Raw genomic sequence first — 17,376 nt, forward strand, 5'->3', positions numbered from 1 at the left:
CATTCCGATGCTTCAAAACCACAAGGCGAAAACGTTCCTCGACTAGCGTCGCTCCGAATAGGTTTCGGTCAACGTTCGCGGTGTCATAACCGTATTCGCCTTTTGCGTAGAATTTCCTACTGCCGCCGAAGCCCGGCGAACCGAGCTCCAGCCGATGTCGTTGGTAGGCTCGATTGGATTCGAACCAACGACCCCCACCATGTCAAGGTGGTGCTCTAACCAACTGAGCTACGAGCCTGAAGAAGCTGAAATTATATGGAGCTCTTTTCGTCTTGACAAGTGTTTTCGTGCATTTTGTTCGACAAAGTTCGCACCCGTTGCCGAGCGGCACAGGTCGCCTTCAGGAGGCGGGCGGCGCTCACGCCTTGCGGGCCGCCCGAACGACGCCGTGGACCTCACCGAGCAGCGTGCACGCGCGCTGCACCTGCGACGCGCTCGACACCTCGACCGTGAACTGCATGAACGCCGCATCGCGGCGGCTCTGTGTCTTCACGCCGATCACGTTCATCTTCTCGCGCGCGAACACTTCGGAGATGTCGCGCAACAACCCCTGCCGGTCGGTCGCCTCGATCAACAGGTCGACCGGATAGACGGACGCGCCGCGCCCACCCAGCACGTCGGCGGACCAGGTCGTCTGCAGCACGCGCTCGGGTGCGCGCTCGGCCATCCGGCGAAACGTCGGGCAATCGCTGCGGTGGATCGACATTCCCTTGCCACGCGTGACGAAGCCGCTGATCGGATCGGGCGGCGCCGGGCGGCAGCAGCGCGCGAGCTGCGTGAGAAGCGCGTCGACGCCGACGACGAGCACGCCCGTCGACGCGCCGTGCGCGACGTTCGCCCCGCTCGCGCGCTTCTCGAAGTTCGCGGGCGCTTCCGGCTCGGGTTCCGGCGCGGGCGCGTCGGAAAGCGCCTGCTCGACGTTGCGCAGGCTGAATTCTTCCTTGCCGACGGCCGCGAACAGCTCGTCGGGCGACTTGAAGCCGAGCTTCGCCGCGAGGTGCTCGAGATTGACCGACGTCCTGCCTTCCCGCTGCAGCGTCTTCTCGACGAGCGCGCGGCCGTGCGCGACAGTCTCCTGCTGATCGACCACGTTGAACCATGCGCGCACCTTCTGGCGCGCACGCGAACTATGCAGATAGCCGAGCTGCGGATTGAGCCAGTCGCGCGACGGGCCGCCCTCCTTCACCGCGACGATCTCGACCGTCTGGCCGTTCGCAAGCGGCGTGTTGAGCGGCACCATCGCGCCGTCGACGCGCGCGCCGCGGCACCGATGGCCGAGCTCGCTGTGCAGGTGGTACGCAAAATCGACTGGCGTCGCGCCCTGCGGCAACGCAATCACGCGCGCCTGTGGCGTCAGCACGTAGATGTGGTCGTCGTCGAGCGTCGTCTCGCGCAACTGCGCCCATGCTTCGCGGCCGCTCGCGCCGTCGCCGCCGCCGCTGTCCGCGACCTCGTCCTTCCACGCGAGGAGCTGGCGCAGCCAAGCGATCTTCTCGTCGTACTTCTCGCTTGCCGAGAACTGGCCGCCGTAGCCGCGCGCGCCCGCTTCCTTGTAGCGCCAGTGCGCGGCGACGCCGTATTCGGCGAAGCGGTGCATTTCCTGCGTGCGGATCTGCACTTCGAACGCGCGGCCATCGTCGCCGATCACGACCGTGTGCAGCGATTTGTAGCCGTTCGGCTTCGGCCGCGAGATGTAGTCGTCGAATTCCTTCGGCACCGGCTGCCACAGGTGGTGAACGATGCCGAGCACCGTGTAGCAATCCTTGATGTCCGGAACGATCACGCGAAACGCGCGCACGTCGTAGAGCTCGGAGAAGTCGAGCTCCTTGCCGCGCATCTTGCGCCAGATGCTGTATATGTGCTTCGGACGGCCGCTCACCTCGGCCTGGATGTGCGCGGCCGCGAGCTCGTGCTGCAGCCGCTCGATCGCCTCCGCCACGTACGCCTCGCGCTCGACGCGTTTCTCGTCGAGCAGCTTCGCGATACGCTTGTACGTGACGGGATCCTCGAAGCGGAACGCGAGATCCTCGAGCTCCCACTTCAGCTGCCAGATGCCGAGCCGGTTCGCGAGCGGCGCGTAGATCTCGAGCGTCTCGCGTGCGGCATCGGGCGTCGGCTCGATTTTCGCGGCCGCGTAGTAGCGCAGCGACTGCAGCCGCGACGCGAGCCTGATCAGCACGACACGGATGTCCTGCGCGAAGGCGAGCAGCATCTTGCGCAGCGCCTCGATCTGCGCGCGCCGCTCGGCCTGCGCATCGCGGCCCGCTTCGACGGGCGCGCTCTGAGCGGCGCGCAGGCTCATGGTACCGAGACGCAGCAGTTTGCGCACGTCGGTGACGAGACGCGCAACCTCGTCGCCAAAGCGCTCGGCGATCTGCTTTTCGGGATCGCTCAGATACGGCGCGAGCGCGAAGAGCGCGGCTGCCTGCACTGCGGGCGGATCGACGTTCAGCCGCTGCATGATCGTCGACGTGCCGGCTGCGTGATCCGAGAGCAGTTCGCCCGACGACAGGCGCGCGTCGCCTGCATGCTCGCGCACGAACGCGAGCACGTCGTCGATCGACGGCGCCGCAGCGGTGGCGGTGGAAGCAGAATCAGCTGTCATCGTCGGGTATTGCGTGTGGCTGGAAAAAACGTGTCGCGCTCCGGCTCAGCTGCGCTGCGCGGCGACGATCACCACTTCGACGAGGCAAGCGGGGTTTGCTAGCTTCGCCTCGACGGTCGCGCGCGGCGGCGTCGCGCCCGGTGCGACCCATGCGTCCCACACTTCGTTCATGCCCGGGAAGTTCGCCATGTCGGAGATGAAGATCTGCACCGACAGCAGATTCGATTTGTCGCTATTCGCCTCGCCGAGCAGGCGGTCGATGTGGCCGAGCACTTCGCGCGTCTGGCCCTTGATGTCCTGCGCCGTGTCCTCGGCGATCTGGCCCGCGAGGTAGACGGTGCCGTTGTGGATCGCGATTTCGGAAAGACGGGGGCCGACGTGGTGACGAGTAACTGCCATGAGAATTCCCGGTTGAATGGTTGATCGGTGGACGTCGCGGCAAACCCGCGGGCGGGCAACGCCGAACCGCATATTATGACGCGTGCGGCGTGTCCCCGACGAAAAATTGGCGAGCGATCGTGATCTGATCGGCGCTCACGAACGCGGGCGCGTGGCCGGCTTCCGCAATCTCGACGCTCGACACCGCGCGGCCGCGCGCCTTCATCGCATCGACCGTGTCGCGCGACAGCAGATCCGACTGCGCGCCGCGCACGACGAGAAGCGGCCCCGCGAACGCCTCGAGCGAATGCCATAGCCATGCCTCGCCCTGCGCATTCGCTTCCGGCGTCGCCGCCTTGAACGGCACCGCGATGCGCGGGTCGTAGCGCGCGCGCCATGAGCCGTCCGGATCCTGCACGAGAAGCGGCCGGTTCAGCGCGCGCCACTCGTCGGGCGTGAGCGGGCCGAAAGGCAGCGACAGCGACGCCAGGTAATCGACGCCCTCCTGCTCGGTCGCGAAGCGCTTGTCGAGCCCCGTGTATTCGCCGATGCGCTCGAGCGCGGCGGGCTCGATGTGCGGACCGATGTCGTTGACGATCATCTTGCCGATCGGCGCACCCGGCAATCCGCCGAGCGCAAGGCCGATCAGGCCGCCCATCGACGTGCCGAACCAATCGACGCGCTCGACATCGAGACGCGCGATCAGCGTCACGATGTCGGCGACGTATTGCGGCACGCCGTAGAGCCTCGGATCCGCGAGCCAGTCCGACCGGCCGCGCCCGGCCACGTCGGGACAGACGACGCGATAGACATCGGACAGCGCCGCCGCGAGGCGATCGAAATCGCGCCCCGAGCGCGTGAGGCCGTGCACGCAGACGAGCACGCGCGGATTCGCGGGATCGCCCCACTCGGTGTACGCGACGTGGTGCAGGCCCGTGGGATGCGCGCATTGCACGCGACGCTCGCGCGGTGAGACGGAAGTGACAAGGTTCGATGACATCGGCGCATCCTGATGAACGATCGGCACGGTCGAACGCTCGGCGCCCTGATGGCGACGGGCCGCCGAACACATGGGCCGATTGTAAACCGCTTCGCCGCGCGCGGCCGGTCGGCCGAACGGCTCGTGACGCGACGCGCCGCGACTCGCGCGCCGCATGCCCGAGAAGAAATATCCCGTCGCTTCATTTCAAGAATCTGTCCCAAGAATCGAATTTCAGGAAAGTCGAACTGAATGATCAAATTGATCAAATCGATCGCCGACGCCTTATCGACGAATCGATGCCTCGCATGGAGGAACCGGCAACTGCTGCAACGTGTCGCACGCCCCCCACGAACCGCTGCGGCGCGGCCCGCGGCAGGCCCGGCCATCGCCGCCCGCTCGCGCTTCACGCGCGAAAACGCCGTCGTGTCATCGACTTCGCCCGATTCATTTCATGCGCTCTGCCCCCAAAAAAACAATATCGCCCATTCACGCACTCGCGATTCGTTTCAGCCGGCTGTCGCGCCGATGTCCAGCGACGCATCATCCGTCCGACAGAAGGAGGCGCACGATGTCCACGCAGATTCTGATCGCCGGTTGCGGGCTCGGCGGCACGATGCTCGCCAATCAGCCCGCGTCGATACTGTTCGACGAAGTCATCCGCAACGAAGTGCGGATCACGCTGCTGTCCGATTCGCCGGACCACGACTACAAGCCGGCGTTCATGTATGTCGCGTTGGGCGCATGCTTTCGCAACGAGCTGACGCCGACGCGCGCCGAGCGCGTGCTGCTGCGTCCCGAGATCACGTTCGCCGTCGATCGCGCGACGCATTTCGACTCGCGACGCAGCACGTGCACACGAAGAGCGGCAAGCGCTAAGGCTACGACCATCTCGTGATCGCGACGGGCTGCGTGCCGTCTCCCGAGCGCATCGAAGGCACGCCGAAGCGGGCGACCGATCCGAGACGCTCCGCACCGCGCATCGACACGCACCGCTCGATGCGCAGCCGAGCGCCCACCGCCGCCAATCGAAACGCGAAAACAAAAGCGCCCCGTGTCTTCCCGACACGGGGCGCTTTCATCCCGCCGTTGCAGCCGCACCGCCGGGCGACGGCGCGGCGCACGCAAGCACCGCGCCGCGCCGAAACCGCAACGTCACGCAACCGCGCTCACATCGAGCGGCGCGCCTGTCTTCGCCATGATCTCGTCGACGCTCACGCCGTCGGCAAGCTCGAGCACCTTGAGCCCGCCCGGCGTCACTTCGATCACGCCGAGATCCGTGATGATCAGGTCGACGACCCCGACGCCCGTCAGCGGCAGCGTGCATTCCTCGAGGATCTTGTGCTGGTCGCCCTTCGCGACGTGCTCCATTAGCACGACGACGCGCTTCACGCCAGCGACGAGGTCCATCGCGCCGCCCATCCCCTTGATCATCTTGCCGGGAATCATCCAGTTCGCGAGGTCGCCGTTCTTGCTGACCTGCATCGCGCCGAGGATCGCAAGGTTGATGTGGCCGCCCCGGATCATCGCGAACGAATCGGCCGACGAGAAGATCGACGAGCCCGGCAGCGTCGTCACGGTCTGCTTGCCGGCGTTGATGAGATCGGCATCGACTTCGTCCTCGGTCGGCGACGGGCCGATCCCGAGCAGGCCGTTCTCCGACTGCAGCCACACTTCGACGCTCGCCGGCACGTGGTTCGCGACGAGCGTCGGCAGCCCGATGCCGAGGTTCACGTAGAAGCCGTCCTGCAATTCCTTCGCCGCGCGCGCGGCCATCTGGTCACGATTCCAAGCCATCTCAGTCTCCTTTCGCGCGCACGACGCGTTGTTCGATGCGTTTTTCCGGCGTCGCGTTGAGCACGAGCCGCTGCACGAAAATGCCGGGCGTGTGGACCTGATCCGGATCGAGCTCGCCGTTCTCGACGATCTCCTCGACTTCGGCGACCGTGATCCGGCCCGCCATCGCACACATCGGATTGAAGTTGCGCGCGGTGCGGCGGTAGATCAGATTACCGGACTTGTCGGCCTTCCACGCCTTCACGAGCGCGACGTCGGCCGTGAGCGAAGGCTCGAGCACGTAACGCTTGCCGTCGAACTCGCGCGTCTCCTTGCCTTGCGCGATCACAGTGCCGTAGCCCGTCTGCGTGAAGAACGCCGGGATGCCCGCGCCGCCCGCGCGCAGCTTCTCGGCGAGCGTGCCTTGCGGCGTGAACTCGAGTTCGAGTTCGCCCGACAGATACTGGCGCTCGAATTCCTTGTTCTCGCCGACGTACGACGAAATCATCTTCTTGATTTGCCGGGTGTCGAGCAGAAGTCCGAGGCCGAAGCCGTCGACGCCCGCATTGTTGCTGATGCAGGTGATGCCTTTCACGCCCGAGTCGCGCAGCGCGGCGATGAGCGCTTCCGGGATGCCGCACAGGCCGAAGCCGCCGACCGCGAAGGTCTGTCCGTCATGGACGACGCCCTCGAGCGCGGCAGCCGCGCTTGGGTAGACTTTGTTCATCTGTATGTCCCTTCCTCTATGGAAACCAGCTCGACGGTCCGCGCGGCTCGCGCGCGCGACGGACCCGTCGCACCATTCTAAGCACGCGCGGCGAATGCTGCCGCGACGATGCGTTTTCTTCTTTTATCCGGTCGCGGCATGGGCCGCGACATGTGTGAAAGGGTACGATGCGCACCGGATGCGGCACAATACGCAAAATTACATAAGCATTCGCCGCCACGCGCGCGGCGCCCGATCACTGTCCGTCAGCGTACATGCCCGCCATCGACTACCAGACCGCCTTCCATCTCGCGCCGATCGGCCTCGTGCTGTCGCGCGACCGCGTCATCGAGGATTGCAACGACGAGCTCGCCGCGATCTTCCGCTGCGCGCGCGCCGACCTGATCGGCCGGTCGTTCGAGGTGCTCTACCCGTCGTCCGACGAATTCGAGCGGATCGGTGAGCGGATCTCGCCCGTGATGATCGCGCACGGCAGCTACGCGGACGACCGCATCATGAAGCGCGCGAGCGGCGAGCTGTTCTGGTGCCACGTGACGGGCCGCGCGCTCGACCGCACGGCGCCGCTCGCCGCGGGCGTGTGGACGTTCGAGGACTTGAGCGCGACGCGGCGCGTCGCGGTCGAATTGACGCCGCGCGAGCGCGAGATCGCCGCGCAGCTCGCGACCGGCAAGACGAGCAAGCAGATCGGCCGCGTGCTCGACATCAGCTCGCGCACGGTCGACATCTACCGCGCGCGGCTGATGCGCAAATACGGGACGGGAAATACGGCCGAGCTGGTGCAACGCCTGCTCGGGCAGTGAAGACTCGGGGCTCGGGCAGTGAAGACTCGGGAAGCCGCCCGCCCGGGCAGGCGGACGAGCGCGCACGAATGACCGCGTCCAGCCCATGCCGGCTGCCGGGGAATCAAGAACGTCGAGGAACCGAGTTCTTGCCGCGGCCTGAGCCGATCCATTGCCGCCCAAAACTCAATAATTTCATTCCCCGATACCGATTAGATCGAATTTCGACTCTACACTTTTTCGAAAAAATTATTTAACCTTGTGAAACACATTCCGGATTAGATCAAGCAATCTGAAATATCACACGGGAAGCAACGTATTCGCATTTACCAATTCAATAAAGCTTATATAGATAGCGAAAATGTCGGCCTCTCGGCTGGACGCTTCATATCGTCTTGGTCGAATTGGATCCTCGGTCGATCCTGCTTCGCAGCACCTTCGATCGACACCAGGACGCGACAATTTCATGCTGCCGACTGCAGAGTCGCCAGCGCACTACGACGGATGCCGCAGGGAGCTGAATAATCGAGCGGCCGGGCGATCTCCCGAGGGGGCTGCCTTGCCTCAGCAAAACGCCGCGACGGACTCTCGCATCGATCGGATCATCCAAATCTCAAATTAACTACGCCAACCCAAAGGGCCAGGTGAATTTATGATTATCGCGAGAGCAAGATATTTGTTCGTCATTTTTATGATGAATATGATCGGATGCCATTCCGCATTTTCTCAAACCAATACCCCGGTAACGGGCATCGACCTGGGCGGCGAAATCCTCGACATTATCAATCAGAATCCCAAAAATCCGGCGCAAGCGATCAATAACTATATGGCGGGTGTTGCCGCAATGAACGTGCGCTGGGTGCGCATTCATCTCGATTGGTCGCAGATCCAGCCAGCGTCGACATGGATCTTCACCAGCGATCCCAATCCCGGCATCAGCAGCGGCCTGACCTGGGGCACGACGGACCTCATCGTTCGGGCAGCCAGAAATTATGGAATGCGAATTCTCGGCGTGATCATATTGACGCCGCGATGGGCAGTCAGTTCGCAATGTCCGAGCAGCTACCGGCAGTCGAATAACGGCGCCTACGCGCTATGCGCGCCGAACCTCACGTCGTACACCAACTTTGCCCGGGCAGCCGCCAAACATTACAGCAGCGATAGTTATGGCGGAAAAATCGATGCGTGGGAAATCTGGAACGAACCGAATTGCGGCCCCAATTTCATCCCTCATGATCCGGTGCTCTACACCCGGATCCTGAAGAACGCGTATCCGGCGATCAAACAGGGCAATCCATCAGCATACGTCTATGCGGGCGGCAGTTCGGGATGCATCACGTCTCCGAACAATGGAACCGGTGCGCTTCCGTCGACCGGCGTAGCCGGTCTCGCGAATTCGGTGGATTCCCGATACCCCGTTCCGTCGCAATGGGAGCCCCGCGACTGGCTAGCCGTGATGTACGCGAACGGCGCACAGGGGTATTTCGACGGGCTCGCTCACCATCCTCATTGTCATAGCGACGACTGGCAGTCGCCGGGCGATCAGTGCCCGAGCACGACCCTCAACTCCGTGTACCCAGATTACTCAAATCCGTTCAACATCATGTGGCATACCTTCTCGTCGCCTTCCTACGGCTGGCCATCCCCCACCGGCAAGACCTTTGCCAGTTACACGGGAACGAGCCTGCGCGACCTGATGAGCGCAAACGGCGATGGAGGGAAACCCATCGTGATCACGGAATTCGGCGTTGCGACAACCGCATCGGACGGCGCCACCAATTTCACCGGCCAACTGGGCGGCAGTTCACAGCAATACACGAACGCAGATTTTCAGACGATGGCGCCTTCCTACCTGACGCAGGCGAATCAGGCCCGCGAGTACAAGGCGCTGATGGCGTGGATAGCCAATCAGCCATACGGCCAATACGGACCGGTCTACGCGTATTGCTACTCCGACATGGTGCTGTCGTCGGCATACAGCGCAAACATCTACGAGCCGTATTTCGGCCTGGTGACGATCACCCCCTCGACAGGATCGACCGGAACGGCAGGAGCACCCAAGATCGCAGGGACTTACCAGGCCGTGTCAGGACAGTACTATCCGGCCTGGCCCAATTTCGGCGCTGCCGCTACGGCGGCAGCCAATCAAACCCCGGGCTACGCGCCGGTCGGCCCCGGCTGGTGAAGCCTCGAGAAAGCAAGCGGGAAAACGAGTGACAGCGCGCCGCCGCGCTCAAGCAACCTTCGCCTGCAGCGCGCTTTCGATCGTGTTGCGCAGCAGATCGGGCAGCGGCGCCGACTTGCCGAGCGCGTAGTCGACCCACACGCAGCGCGCGGCGCCGCGCGCGTACACGTGCTCGGGGTCGTCCGAGCGGGTCAGCTCGAACGCCGTGTCGAAGCTGCTGCGGCCTGGCTTCGCGGCCGACAGCCGCGCGATCACATCACCCGGATAATGAAGCTGCCTCAGGAACTCCATCGACGCGTTGACGACGACGGGTCCCTGCCCCTCGCCGTTGCCGCCCGCGATGCCGAGCTTGCCGAACCATGTGACGCGCGCCTCTTCCATGTAGCGGAAGTAGACCGTGTTGTTCACGTGACCGAACGCGTCCATGTCGCCCCAGCGGATCGGCATCGAGATTTCGAAAACAGGGGTGTAATTGCTCATCGCACTCTTCTTTTCTGCAAGGTGAAACCGATCGGCGCGGCCGCTCACGCGAGGCCCAGACCGTCGTCGGCCGATACGATCGAGCCGTTGATGAACTGCGATTCGTCGGCGGCGAGGAGGAGCAGCAGTCCGTCGAGATCCTGCGGCTTGCCGACTCGCCGGCGCGGCAGCGTCGACTGCAGCTTCTGGCCCTGCTCGGTATCCCACAGATAGTGATTGATCTCAGTGTCGATGTAACCGGGGCAGATCGCGTTGACGTTGATTCCGTGGCGGCCCCATTCGAGCGCCATCGCGCGCGTCATATGGACGACGGCCGCCTTGCTCATCGCGTACAGGCCGATCTGCGAGAACGGCCGCAGGCCCGCGACCGACGCGATGTTGATGATCCGGTACGCCGGCTTTGCATTGCCATTGCCCGCGCGCATCATCATCCGCTTCGCGACTTCCTGCGCGACGAAGAACGCGCCGCGCGTGTTCGTATCGAACACGTACTCGAAATCGGCGGGCGTCACGTCGACGAGTTTCTGCATCGTCGACACGCCCGAATTGTTGACGAGGATGTCGATCGTGCCCGCCTCCGTTTCCGCGTGCGCGACAGCCGCCTTGATGCTCTGGTAATCGGTGACGTCGAGCGACACGACGTGCGCGGCGCCGCCCGCCGCCTCGATTTCCGCGCGCAGCTCCTTCAGGCGCTCGACGCGCCGGCTCGCGAGCACGACCTTCGCGCCCGCCTGCGACAGCACCTGCGCGAAGCGCTGCCCGAGACCGCTCGACGCGCCCGTGATGAACGCGACCTTGCCTTCCAGATTGATCGAACGGCCCATGCCGACTCCTCTTTATCCCGATGACATCATGCCGCACCAGTATGAAGTGTTCCCGCGTGCGACCCAACCCCAAAAATAGAACGATCGTGCTAATCTAGGATCTCGCTGTTGCGGCAAGCGTTTTATTTCGCCGACAATACGGTCCCGAATAAAAGCATTCTAATGGTTAGAGGAGCGATCATGACCCCCGCAAGCCTCATCGAGCAATACGGCCCTCGCGAATCGATGGAATATGACGTCGTGATCGTCGGCGGCGGCCCTGCGGGCCTGTCGGCGGCCATCCGGCTCAAGCAGCTCGCCGCCGGAAAAGGCATGGAAATCGGCGTCTGCGTGCTCGAAAAGGGCTCGGAGATCGGTGCGCACATCCTGTCGGGCGCGGTGATGGACCCGCGCGCGATCACCGAGCTGTTCCCCGACTGGAAGGCGCAAGGCGCGCCGCTTTCCGTCGAAGTCACCGAAGACCGCTTCCTGTTCCTGACCGAGAAAGGTTCGATGCAAGTGCCGAACTGGGCGCTGCCGGACAACTTCAAGAACCACGGCAACTACGTGATCAGCCTCGGCAACGTCACGCGCTGGCTCGGCCAGCAGGCCGAGGCGCTCGGCGTCGAGATCTTCCCGGGCTTTCCGGCGGCCGAGATCCTCTACAACGACGACGGCTCGGTCAAGGGCGTCGCGACGGGCAACATGGGGATCGGCAAGGACGGCGAGCCGACCGAGAACTTCCAGCTCGGCATGGAACTGCACGCGAAGTACACGCTCTTCTGCGAAGGCGCGCGCGGCCACCTCGGCCGCCAGCTGATGGACAAGTTCAAGCTGAACGCGAACAGCGATCCGCAGGCGTACGGCATCGGCATCAAGGAGCTGTGGGAGATCGATCCGGTCAAGCACAAGCCGGGCCTCGTGATCCACACGGCCGGCTGGCCGCTGTCGTCCGACACGTACGGCGGCTCGTTCCTGTATCACATGGACAACAACCAGGTCGTCGTCGGCTTCGTCGTCGGCCTCGCGTACACGAACCCGTACCTGTCGCCGTTCGAGGAGTTCCAGCGCTACAAGACGCACCCGGCGATCCGCCCGTTCCTCGAAGGCGGCAAGCGCGTGTCGTACGGCGCGCGCGCGATCACGGCCGGTGGCCTGCTTTCGCTGCCGAAGACCGTGTTCCCCGGCGGCGCGCTCGTCGGCGACGATGCGGGCTTCCTGAATGCGTCGCGAATCAAGGGCAGCCACGCGGCGATCAAGACCGGCATGCTCGCCGCCGAAGCCGCGTTCGACGCGGTGCAGGCAGGCCGCCAGGCCGACGAGCTGACCGCGTACCCGGACGCGTTCAAGACATCGTGGCTCTACACCGAGCTCTATCGCGCGCGCAACTTCAAGCAATGGATGGGCAAGGGCCTGTACCTCGGCACGCTGATGGTCGGCATCGAGCAGAAGCTGATGAACGGCAATGTGCCGTGGACGCTGCATCACCAGCACGCGGACCACGAGATGCTGAAGCCCGCGTCGCAGTGCCAGCCGATCGATTATCCGAAGCCGGACGGCAAGCTGACGTTCGACCGGCTGTCCTCGGTATTCGTCTCGAACACCAATCACGAGGAGAACCAGCCGGCGCACCTGACGCTGAAAGACGCGACGGTGCCGGTAAACGTGAACCTGCGCACGTACGCGGGGCCGGAAGCGCGCTTCTGCCCGGCCGCCGTCTACGAGTTCGTGAAGAGCGACGACGGCACCGATCGTCTCGTGATCAACGCGCAGAACTGCGTGCATTGCAAGACCTGCGACATCAAGGACCCGACGCAGAACATCGTGTGGGTCACGCCGGAAGGCGGCGGCGGGCCGAACTATCCGAACATGTGACCGTGCGCCCGCGCGACGCGCGGGCATGGCGGCCGCATCGTCTCGGATGCGACAAAACGAAACGGGCGCCGAGGCGCCCGTTTTTTTCGACTTCGTCTTTTGCCGACTTCGTCGATACGCGGCGATTTCCACGCGCCGCACGCAAGCGGCGCGGGATACGCCCCGCATTCAAATCGGGCTCACTCCGCCCCCGGCGCGCGCGCCGCGATCTTCGGCGTCGCGGTCGACACGTCGCCGCACTGTGCGCGATGCCGCAGCGCGTGATCGATCAGGACGAGCGCGAGCATCGATTCGGCGATCGGCGTCGCGCGAATCCCGACGCACGGATCGTGACGGCCGAACGTCTCGACGACGGCCGGCTCGCCCGCTTTCGTGATCGAGCGGCGCGGCGTGCGGATGCTCGACGTCGGCTTGATCGCGATCGACACCGTGACGTCCTGCCCCGTCGAGATGCCGCCGAGCACGCCGCCCGCGTGATTGCCGACGAAGCCCTCCGGCGTCAGCTCGTCGCCGTGCACCGAGCCGCGCTGCGCGACGCTCGCGAACCCCGCGCCGATCTCGACGCCCTTCACCGCGTTGATCCCCATCATCGCGTGAGCGATGTCCGCATCGAGGCGGTCGAAGAGCGGCTCGCCCCAGCCGGCCGGCACGCCTGACGCGACGACGCTGATCCGCGCGCCGATCGAATCGCCGTCCTTGCGCAGCGCGTCCATGTAGTCCTCAAGCTGCGGGACGACATCCGCGTTCGGCGCGAAGAACGGATTCTCGCGCACGTGCGACCAGTCGACGAACGGAATCTCGATCTCGCCCAGCGCGCTCATGTAGCCGCGCACCTCGACGCCGAAACGCTCGCGCAGCCACTTCTTCGCGATCGCGCCCGCGCCGACGACGGGCGCCGTCAGCCGCGCCGACGACCGGCCGCCGCCGCGATAGTCGCGCACGCCGTACTTCTGCCAGTATGTGTAATCGGCGTGGCCGGGGCGGAACGTGTCGGCGATGTTGCCGTAGTCCTTGCTGCGCTGGTCGGTGTTGCGGATGAGGAGCGCGATCGGCGCGCCCGTCGTCACGCCTTCGAACACGCCGGACAGGATCTCGACCTGATCGGGCTCCTGACGCTGCGTGACGTGGCGCGACGTGCCGGGCTTGCGGCGGTCGAGCTCGAGCTGGACGTCGGCTTCCGTGAGCGCCATGCCCGGCGGGCAACCGTCGATCACGCAGCCGATCGCGGGGCCGTGCGACTCGCCGAAGGTCGTGACAGTGAAAAGCGTGCCGAGGGTGTTGCCGGACATAGGGCCGTCCAAAAAGAGTCAATCGGGGAAGCCGGTATTATGCCAGCCCGTTTCGGGCGATGCGGCGATATGGCGCGCCCGGCCGATGTCGCGCGCCGCCTTGCCGCATCGCACGATCGGCCATGGCGCCCATTGCAGCGGTTCGCTTCGGAGCAAAACGGGGAAGCGGCCGGCGCGCGATGCAACGGGCTTTCTCGATCGGACAGCGGGGCGACCGTGCGGGCACCGCGAGCACCGGAACGCACCGCCCGGCCCGAGCCGCGTTCGAACACGGACGGCCGCCACGACAAGGCCGCCCGCCGCGCGCGCCGCTTACTTCCGCGCGCCGCGCAACTCGGCCACGGCGGACTGCAGCGCCTCGGGCGTCGCCGCTGCGGCCGGGATCGGCTCGCCGACCGCGAGCGTGAGACGGCTCATCACGCCGCGCTTCACGGGACGCGGCCAGCGCGCGTCCTCGTGCCTCGAGAACACGCTGCCCCACAGCCCGCGCAACGCCACCGGCACGACAGGCACGCTCACACGCGCCAGGATCTCTGTGGCGCCGTGGCGGAACGCGTTGATGTCGCCCGTCTTCGTCAGCTTGCCTTCCGGAAAGATGCAGACGAGCTCGCCTTCGCGCAGCGCGGCCTCGCATGCGTCGTACGCGCGCGCGAGCATCGCGGGGTCCTCGTGGCGCGGCGCGATCGGGATTGCCTTCGCGTGGCGGAACGCCCAGTTCGCGAAGCGCGTCTTGAAGATCCGGTGATCCATCACGAAGCGGATCGGTCGCGGGCTCGCCGCCGCGAGCACGAGCGCATCGACATAGCTCACGTGATTGCAGACGAGGAGCGCGGCGCCGTCGTCCGGAATCCGCTCCGCGTGCACGAGTCGGATCCGGTAGAACGTGTGCACGAGCGCCCACGCGATGAAGCGCAGCAGGAACTCCGGCACGAGCGAATAGATGTACGACGCGACGACGACGTTCAGGAGCCCGGTCACGAGGAAGATCCCCGGAATGCTGACGCCCGCCTTCGTGAGCAGCATCGCCATCAGCGCCGACACGATCATGAAGAGCGCATTCAGGATGTTGTTCGCGGCGATGATCCGCGCGCGGTGCGTCGGCGCGCTGCGGCTCTGGATCAGCGCATAGAGCGGCACGCTGTAGAAGCCGCCGAACATCGCGAGCAGGAACAGGTCCGCCAGAATCCGCCAGTGCGCCGCATGGCCGAGGAACTCGCCGACCGTCAGCAGATGCGTCTGCGCGGGCAGCGCGTGGCTCGCGAAATAAAGCTCGATCGCGAACGCGCTGATGCCGAGCGAGCCGAGCGGCACGAGCCCGATCTCGACGCGCCGCCGCGACAGCCGCTCGCACAGCAGCGAGCCCAGGCCGATGCCGAACGAGAACGTCGCGAGCAGCACGGTAACGACGTCCGGGTTCGCCGACAGCACGTCCTTCGCGAAGCCGAAGAACGACGTGAGGAACGTCGCGCCGACGAACCACAGCCACGAAATGCCGAGGAGGCTCAGGAACACCGTGCGATTCTCGCGCGCGAGCTTCAGGTTGCGCCACGTTTCCGAAAAAGGGTTCCAGTTGATCGAGAGGTTCGGCTGCGGCGCGGGCGTCACCGGCACGCCCGCCGCGGCGAGCCTCCCGACGAGCGCGACGCCGACGCAGCAGACGGCGAGCAGCACCTCGCCGCGCCCCGAGATGCCCGCCGCTGCGCCGCCGGCGATTGTGCCGATCAGGATCGCGACGAACGTGCCCATCTCGACGAGTCCGTTGCCGCCGACGAGCTCGTGATCGTTCAAATGCTGCGGCAGGTACGAATACTTGACGGGCCCGAACAGCGTCGAGTGCATGCCCATCATGAACGTGCACAGATAGAGCAGCGGCGCGCTGTGCGTGACGAAGCCGGCTGCGCCGACCGCCATCAGCGCGATCTCGAAGGTCTTCACGAAGCGCGTGAGACGCGCCTTGTCGTACTTGTCGGCGATCTGCCCCGCCGTCGCCGAAAACAGCACGAACGGCAAAATGAAGATCGCCGAGATCACGAATGCGGCCGTTTTCGGATCGATGCCGCTGAATTTCGCCGTTTGATAGGTGACGAGCGACGTGAAGCCGATCTTGAAGACGTTGTCGTTCAGCGCGCCCATGAACTGCGTCGCGAAAAACGGCGCGAAGCGGCGCTCGCGCAGCAGATCGAACTGCGACGGGTGGGCGTGGTGCTTCCCGCGCCGCGCGGTCGAAAGAATGGAGGGATCACTCATGCGTGGGTGCGCCCGCGCATCGCGTCGGCACGATCGCACACGCAGGCGGACAAAGAAATGAGGGGGATCGCCGGGGCGGATGCGCCGCCCGGCGGCCTGCACGCGCGGCCGCGCGCGGGCTCAGCTTGCAAGCGGCTTGCGCTCTTCGCTGTCGGGTTCCGGCCAGTCGCGGATGTACGCCTTCAGCATGCGGTTCTCGAAGCTCTGCGCCTCGACGACCGTCTTCGCGACGTCGTAGAACGAGATCACGCCCATCAGCACACGCTTGTCGAGCACCGGCATGTAGCGGGCGTGCCGCTCGAGCATCATTCGGCGCACTTCGTCGATGTCGGTCTCCGGCGTGCACGTGAGCGGCTCGTCCATCACGGTGCGCACGAGCACCTCGCCGATGCTGCCGCCGTTCGCCTTCAGGCGCAGGATGATCTCGCGGAACGTCAGGATCCCGACGAGATCGCCATACTCCATCACGACGAGCGAGCCGATGTCGTGTTCCGCCATCGTGTCGACCGCATTGCGCAGCGGCATATCGGGCGTCACGGTAAACAGCGTATTGCCCTTGACTTTCAGAATATCGCTGACGCGCATCGTTGTCCCCTATTGCAACTTGTGCATAATCGGCTTTCGATCCTAACGGAAAGCCCCGCAAAAGGAAAGCGCGCGGCGGTGGGCAGCGCACCGGTTGCGGCGGGCGACGCCCCGCCGCACAATGAAACCCGTGACGCGCCGCGCGGCTGCCGCCGGCGCCCGAGGAGACTGTCATGGCACATTCCGCGCATACCGAGCATTTCTCGAGTTTCGCCGAGTTCTATCCGTTCTATCTCGACGAGCACCGCAATATCGTCTCGCGGCGGCTGCACTTCATCGGCTCGCTCGGCGTGATCGGCTGCGTCGCGATGGCGCTCGCGACGGGCCTCTGGTGGTGGCTGCCCGCCGCCGTCGTTTGCGGCTACGGATTCGCGTGGATCGGGCACTTCTTCTTCGAGAAGAACCGCCCCGCGACGTTCCGGCACCCGATCTACAGCCTGATGGGCGACTGGGTGATGTTCAAGGACATCTGCACCGGCAAGCTTTCGATCTGACCCGCTTGGGCGGGCGGCGGGCGAATGATGCGCCGCACGCCGATGCGGCGCCCCGGCGTCGCGCGGCCGCCGTCCGAGCGGGCCCGCGCTCTGTGCGCTGTCGCACGAGCGTCTCGTCGACGCCCCTTCCAAAAGTGACGCCGTGATGACAATGGCTTCGTCCGCTTCGTCCGC

15 protein-coding genes and 1 tRNA gene are annotated in these 17,376 nt (G+C 65.1%); 5 read left to right on the forward strand and 11 right to left on the reverse strand.

What is annotated here, in order from left to right:
* Positions 1 to 161: 161 nt before the first annotated feature.
* From WS70_RS10860 to WS70_RS10875, 4 genes are all read right to left on the reverse strand, one after another.
* Positions 162 to 238, reverse strand: a tRNA-Val gene (locus WS70_RS10860).
* Positions 239 to 358: 120 nt separating this feature from the next.
* Positions 359 to 2,605, reverse strand: coding sequence for a RelA/SpoT family protein (locus WS70_RS10865; RefSeq protein ID WP_059597790.1), 2,247 nt, complete (start codon positions 2,603 to 2,605; stop codon positions 359 to 361).
* 45 nt (positions 2,606 to 2,650) lie between these two features.
* Positions 2,651 to 3,004 carry a RidA family protein gene (locus WS70_RS10870; RefSeq protein WP_059474199.1) on the reverse strand — a complete coding sequence of 118 codons (354 nt, stop codon included), beginning with the start codon at positions 3,002 to 3,004 and terminating at the stop codon, positions 2,651 to 2,653.
* 73 nt (positions 3,005 to 3,077) lie between these two features.
* Positions 3,078 to 4,139 carry an alpha/beta fold hydrolase gene (locus WS70_RS10875; RefSeq protein ID WP_059474198.1) on the reverse strand — a complete coding sequence of 354 codons (1,062 nt, stop codon included), beginning with the start codon at positions 4,137 to 4,139 and terminating at the stop codon, positions 3,078 to 3,080.
* A 394-nt stretch (positions 4,140 to 4,533) separates the two neighbouring features.
* Here WS70_RS10875 and WS70_RS10880 point away from each other — a divergent pair, with 394 nt between their 5' ends.
* On the forward strand, positions 4,534 to 4,860 hold the full coding sequence (locus WS70_RS10880; protein ID WP_059597791.1) for an NAD(P)/FAD-dependent oxidoreductase: 327 nt from the start codon (positions 4,534 to 4,536) through the stop codon (positions 4,858 to 4,860).
* 257 nt (positions 4,861 to 5,117) lie between these two features.
* Here the strand turns inward: WS70_RS10880 and WS70_RS10885 are convergent, their stop codons facing one another.
* Both WS70_RS10885 and WS70_RS10890 read right to left on the reverse strand, forming a co-directional pair.
* The gene (locus tag WS70_RS10885) at positions 5,118 to 5,759 is read right to left on the reverse strand and encodes a CoA transferase subunit B (RefSeq protein WP_059597792.1); all 642 of its coding nucleotides are present in this window, start codon (positions 5,757 to 5,759) and stop codon (positions 5,118 to 5,120) included.
* Position 5,760: 1 nt separating this feature from the next.
* Entirely contained in the window at positions 5,761 to 6,465 is a 705-nt protein-coding gene (locus WS70_RS10890; protein WP_059474196.1) for a CoA transferase subunit A, read from the reverse strand.
* A gap of 254 nt (positions 6,466 to 6,719) precedes the next feature.
* Here WS70_RS10890 and WS70_RS10895 point away from each other — a divergent pair, with 254 nt between their 5' ends.
* Together WS70_RS10895 and WS70_RS10900 are read left to right on the forward strand one after the other, a co-directional pair.
* Entirely contained in the window at positions 6,720 to 7,265 is a 546-nt protein-coding gene (locus tag WS70_RS10895; protein WP_010104198.1) for a PAS and helix-turn-helix domain-containing protein, read from the forward strand.
* A 631-nt stretch (positions 7,266 to 7,896) separates the two neighbouring features.
* Positions 7,897 to 9,429, forward strand: coding sequence for a cellulase family glycosylhydrolase (locus tag WS70_RS10900; protein ID WP_059597793.1), 1,533 nt, complete (start codon positions 7,897 to 7,899; stop codon positions 9,427 to 9,429).
* A gap of 48 nt (positions 9,430 to 9,477) precedes the next feature.
* On the opposite strand, the gene WS70_RS10905 is transcribed toward WS70_RS10900, so the two are convergent.
* On the reverse strand, positions 9,478 to 9,909 hold the full coding sequence (locus WS70_RS10905; RefSeq protein WP_059474194.1) for an acyl-CoA thioesterase: 432 nt from the start codon (positions 9,907 to 9,909) through the stop codon (positions 9,478 to 9,480).
* 44 nt (positions 9,910 to 9,953) lie between these two features.
* Positions 9,954 to 10,733, reverse strand: coding sequence for an SDR family oxidoreductase (locus WS70_RS10910; protein WP_059474193.1), 780 nt, complete (start codon positions 10,731 to 10,733; stop codon positions 9,954 to 9,956).
* A gap of 180 nt (positions 10,734 to 10,913) precedes the next feature.
* On the opposite strand from WS70_RS10910, the gene WS70_RS10915 reads away from it, so the two are divergent.
* Complete coding sequence (locus tag WS70_RS10915; protein WP_059474192.1) at positions 10,914 to 12,587, forward strand: electron transfer flavoprotein-ubiquinone oxidoreductase; 1,674 nt, start codon at positions 10,914 to 10,916, stop codon at positions 12,585 to 12,587.
* 179 nt (positions 12,588 to 12,766) lie between these two features.
* Here WS70_RS10915 and aroC read toward each other — a convergent pair whose 3' ends face one another.
* The 3 genes from aroC to WS70_RS10930 form a co-directional block, all read right to left on the reverse strand.
* A complete protein-coding gene (aroC, locus tag WS70_RS10920; RefSeq protein WP_059474191.1) occupies positions 12,767 to 13,876 on the reverse strand; it encodes a chorismate synthase in 1,110 nt (369 codons plus the stop codon).
* Positions 13,877 to 14,188: 312 nt separating this feature from the next.
* Positions 14,189 to 16,123: an MFS transporter gene (locus WS70_RS10925; protein ID WP_059474190.1), complete on the reverse strand. Its 1,935-nt coding sequence runs from the start codon at positions 16,121 to 16,123 to the stop codon at positions 14,189 to 14,191.
* A 120-nt stretch (positions 16,124 to 16,243) separates the two neighbouring features.
* Complete coding sequence (locus WS70_RS10930) at positions 16,244 to 16,708, reverse strand: CBS domain-containing protein (protein ID WP_059474189.1); 465 nt, start codon at positions 16,706 to 16,708, stop codon at positions 16,244 to 16,246.
* Positions 16,709 to 16,881: 173 nt separating this feature from the next.
* On the opposite strand from WS70_RS10930, the gene WS70_RS10935 reads away from it, so the two are divergent.
* Entirely contained in the window at positions 16,882 to 17,202 is a 321-nt protein-coding gene (locus WS70_RS10935) for an Mpo1-like protein (RefSeq protein WP_010104217.1), read from the forward strand.
* Positions 17,203 to 17,376: the final 174 nt, after the last annotated feature.

This window comes from Burkholderia mayonis, assembly GCF_001523745.2.
In the GTDB taxonomy this organism is placed as follows: domain Bacteria; phylum Pseudomonadota; class Gammaproteobacteria; order Burkholderiales; family Burkholderiaceae; genus Burkholderia; species Burkholderia mayonis.

Excerpts from the sequence above, each read along its gene's own strand:
- WS70_RS10865 (WP_059597790.1), bottom strand. The coding sequence starts at position 2,605 with ATGACAGCTGATTCTGCTTCCACCGCCACCGCTGCGGCGCCGTCGATC.
- WS70_RS10870 (WP_059474199.1), bottom strand. The coding sequence starts at position 3,004 with ATGGCAGTTACTCGTCACCACGTCGGCCCCCGTCTTTCCGAAATCGCG.
- WS70_RS10875 (WP_059474198.1), bottom strand. The coding sequence starts at position 4,139 with ATGCGGCGCGCGAGTCGCGGCGCGTCGCGTCACGAGCCGTTCGGCCGA.
- WS70_RS10880 (WP_059597791.1), top strand. The coding sequence starts at position 4,534 with ATGTCCACGCAGATTCTGATCGCCGGTTGCGGGCTCGGCGGCACGATG.
- WS70_RS10885 (WP_059597792.1), bottom strand. The coding sequence starts at position 5,759 with ATGGCTTGGAATCGTGACCAGATGGCCGCGCGCGCGGCGAAGGAATTG.
- WS70_RS10890 (WP_059474196.1), bottom strand. The coding sequence starts at position 6,465 with ATGAACAAAGTCTACCCAAGCGCGGCTGCCGCGCTCGAGGGCGTCGTC.
- WS70_RS10895 (WP_010104198.1), top strand. The coding sequence starts at position 6,720 with ATGCCCGCCATCGACTACCAGACCGCCTTCCATCTCGCGCCGATCGGC.
- WS70_RS10900 (WP_059597793.1), top strand. The coding sequence starts at position 7,897 with ATGATTATCGCGAGAGCAAGATATTTGTTCGTCATTTTTATGATGAAT.
- WS70_RS10905 (WP_059474194.1), bottom strand. The coding sequence starts at position 9,909 with ATGAGCAATTACACCCCTGTTTTCGAAATCTCGATGCCGATCCGCTGG.
- WS70_RS10910 (WP_059474193.1), bottom strand. The coding sequence starts at position 10,733 with ATGGGCCGTTCGATCAATCTGGAAGGCAAGGTCGCGTTCATCACGGGC.
- WS70_RS10915 (WP_059474192.1), top strand. The coding sequence starts at position 10,914 with ATGACCCCCGCAAGCCTCATCGAGCAATACGGCCCTCGCGAATCGATG.
- aroC (WP_059474191.1), bottom strand. The coding sequence starts at position 13,876 with ATGTCCGGCAACACCCTCGGCACGCTTTTCACTGTCACGACCTTCGGC.
- WS70_RS10925 (WP_059474190.1), bottom strand. The coding sequence starts at position 16,123 with ATGAGTGATCCCTCCATTCTTTCGACCGCGCGGCGCGGGAAGCACCAC.
- WS70_RS10930 (WP_059474189.1), bottom strand. The coding sequence starts at position 16,708 with ATGCGCGTCAGCGATATTCTGAAAGTCAAGGGCAATACGCTGTTTACC.
- WS70_RS10935 (WP_010104217.1), top strand. The coding sequence starts at position 16,882 with ATGGCACATTCCGCGCATACCGAGCATTTCTCGAGTTTCGCCGAGTTC.